The organism is Melaminivora alkalimesophila (genome assembly GCF_000282995.1).
Taxonomy (GTDB): domain Bacteria; phylum Pseudomonadota; class Gammaproteobacteria; order Burkholderiales; family Burkholderiaceae_C; genus Melaminivora; species Melaminivora alkalimesophila.
On the sequence record NZ_ALEE01000041.1, the window covers coordinates 1 to 2,969 of the forward strand.

The 2,969-nt window shown below is 49.3% G+C and carries 2 protein-coding genes and 1 pseudogene; 2 read left to right on the top strand and 1 reads right to left on the bottom strand.

The annotated features are described in order from the left end of the window. Positions 1–367, bottom strand: a pseudogene (locus A612_RS00340) (transposase); the annotation flags it as partial. Between A612_RS00340 and A612_RS16275 the strand changes: the two are divergent. Next, entirely contained in the window at positions 315–2,054 is a 1,740-nt protein-coding gene (locus tag A612_RS16275; protein WP_081501052.1) for an AAA family ATPase, read from the top strand. The pseudogene A612_RS00340 and the gene A612_RS16275 overlap by 53 nt on opposite strands. A 2-nt stretch (positions 2,055–2,056) precedes the next feature. Continuing rightward, entirely contained in the window at positions 2,057–2,932 is an 876-nt protein-coding gene (locus A612_RS16280; protein ID WP_075806994.1) for a DNA adenine methylase, read from the top strand. Positions 2,933–2,969: the final 37 nt, after the last annotated feature.

A 2,969-nucleotide genomic window follows, 5' to 3' on the forward strand; every position in this document is an offset into this window, starting at 1 on the left:
AGGGCGGCAACTATTCTGACGCGGGGGGGGTCCACGAAGGCGTACATCACTTCAGCCGGCGGTCGAGCTCCGCCTGGGCGAAAAACGCGCTGGCCAACTTCAGGATCTCGTTGGCGCGGCGCAGCTCTCGCACTTCACGTTCTAACTCCTTGACGCGCTTGGCCTCGGTGCTGGTCACGCCTTCGCGCTGACCCGTGTCACGCTCGTGCTGGCGTACCCAGTTCAGCAGTGTCTGTGGCGTGCTGCCAAACTTGCCGGCAATCGACACGACTGCCGCCCATTGCGACGCGTGCTCTCCTTGATGCTCGAACACCATGCGCACCGCACGCTCGCGCACTTCCGGCGAAAACTTCACTGACTTCCTCATGATGGCTCCATCTTCTCAAACGAGGGAGCCTCCGCGAAAACCGGGGCGGTTCAATGTGGCGGTTGAGTTCGGCGATTACATCACTGTTGTTTGCGGGAAAAATGGCACATCAAAGTCCTCGATACTGGGCATAGCTGCGCAAATTTTTAGCTTTGAAAAAGATTACGTCAAGGATGAGTCCCTTGCATTCCGGCAGATTGCAGGAGGGATGTTCAAGTCTCAATACAGTGACCATTTCAGGATATCCGAAAAGTTTGATGTCCCCGGCTCCATGTCCGTGAACATTGATTTGCTTGATGGATATACAAATCAGGCTGCGACCGCCAAACTTGAGCTGATGAAAAGAGGGAAGTCACCCAGGCCTGTGGTTAGGAATAATAGTACAGCGGCCGGAAGCAGCAACACGAGCAGGAATTTTACTCATCCGGTGATTTTTCTTAGCTTGAAGCGTCTTTACCCTATCGCGGCCAGAGACTACAAGCTAGGCGACTTTGATTATCTAGAGCAACACAAGAAAGATTTCATTGCGCTAACGAACGAACTTCTCAATCGCAACGCATCGCTTGCAACAGGGACTGATGGAACAATCAGTTCTGCGGTGGCGCACGGGGAGAACTACGACCAAGACTCTGTTTCGGCGGGTGAGGACAATGCAGGCCAGATCATATTGGCCTTGATGTCTTTCAGAAAGCTGAAGGAAGATTATGCTGACTATAAAGGCGGTTTGCTTTTAATCGACGAGGCTGATGCTGGGCTATTTCCGACTGCACAAGTAAATCTACTGAAGATGCTTGATCGCGAGTGCAAGAACTTGGATCTTCAAGTTGTCATGACTTCGCATTCGCCAGTTCTGATTGAGTATGCATATGAGCAAAGTCGCCAGTTCAGAAGAAAGTACAAGACCATTTATTTGAGCAACACCTATGGCAATGTCCAGGTGATGCAAGACTGGTCATGGGCGCAGATTAGTGCAGACATCAACACAAAGACCATCGATACATCGTCTGGAGTTTCACTGCCTCGCATCAATATCTATTTCGAAGATAAAGAGGCTGAAGACTTTTTTGCAACTTTGCTGTACAGGCAGCCAATAAAGAAGTTCACAAACCCGATGTCGGAAGTGTCACTCGGATGCTCCAACTATCTTCAGTTGATCCAGAAGAAAATCCCTGAGTTCTCGGAAAGAAGCATCGTCTGTCTGGATGCAGATCAAGGCTCTCAAGTTACAGGGAAGAGCTATAAGACAGTGACTCTCTTGCCCGGGCATCTCCCGCCTGACCAACTTGTATTCGAGCACTTGTACAATCTCCCTGCCGCACATCCATTTTGGAAAAATGACTTGCAGTTCACAAGAGATGTTTTCACCAATGCAGCTCGCGAGGTTTTGAACGAGTTTTCAATCAACGGGGATTCTGTTGAGGTGAAGGAGCGGGTGGCTGCATACACTGGAACCAAGAAGCCGAGAGAGGTTTTTAAGCGTTTTTATAAGAGTGTCGAATTTCAGAAATTGCTCACCTCTGGAGCCAAGCCCTACAATCCTTGGAAGCATTGGGCAGATAACAATCCAGTGCTTATTAACGAATTCTTGGAAAATTTCAAGACGGCTGTTCACGGTGTGATGAGCATAGGGTATGCTGTGGACGTCACCAAGTTGGCCGCCTTGGAAGTTAAGCCAAGAAAGGTATAACGATGTTCTCAAACAGACTGTATAGCCCTCTGCGCTACCCTGGCGGGAAGGCGCCATTTGCTCCATTCATTGCAAAAATAATGGAAACGAATGGTGTCACGGGAGGGCATTACTTGGAGCCATACGCTGGCGGGGCAGGCGTTGCACTTGATCTACTCTTTCATGGGCACGCAAGTCATATCCATATCAACGATGCTGATCCTGCCGTATACGCTTTTTGGGTTGCTGTAACAAAGCATTCAACTGAGCTTCTTGATTTACTCGAATCCACCCCTATTACCATTGAAGAATGGTTTAGATGGCGAACCATTTTGCGCGAAGATTGCGTTGCCAGCCTAGTCGAGAAAGGATTTGCGACTTTATTCATGAATCGGACGAATCGATCTGGAATTCTCAAGGCAGGCGTCATTGGCGGAAAGAGTCAGAACGGGAACTACAAGCTGGATGCTAGATTTAAGAAGGACGTTGTTGCTTCACGCATTCGTGAAATCGCCCGGCGACAGAGTGACATATCGGTGTATCGTGAAGATTCATTGCGCCTTCTGAATCGCTGCTCGGATTTTCTGCCAAAACAATCTCTGATATACCTCGACCCCCCATACTACGTTAAGGGAAAGGGGTTGTATCGAAATTACTACGAGCATGATGACCACGCGGCCATTGCCAAAGTCATTCAACAGAAGAAGTTCAAATGGCCTTGGGTTGTTTCTTATGACAACGCGGAAGAAATTTGTGCCATGTATCGCATGAGCCAATCGTTGAGCTATGGTCTGAACTACACCGCACAAAGACGATATGTTGGTAATGAGGTAATGTTCTTCAGTCAGAACTTGACAGTGCCTGATGAAGCCATTCCTCAAACTAGGGCCGTGAGCTAAAAACGCCCCGCCGCAATGGGCGGGGCGCTGCGGCGGG

Coding starts and splice junctions, on each gene's coding strand:
- A612_RS16275 (WP_081501052.1), top strand. CDS start 315: ATGCGCACCGCACGCTCGCGCACTTCCGGCGAAAACTTCACTGACTTC.
- A612_RS16280 (WP_075806994.1), top strand. CDS start 2,057: ATGTTCTCAAACAGACTGTATAGCCCTCTGCGCTACCCTGGCGGGAAG.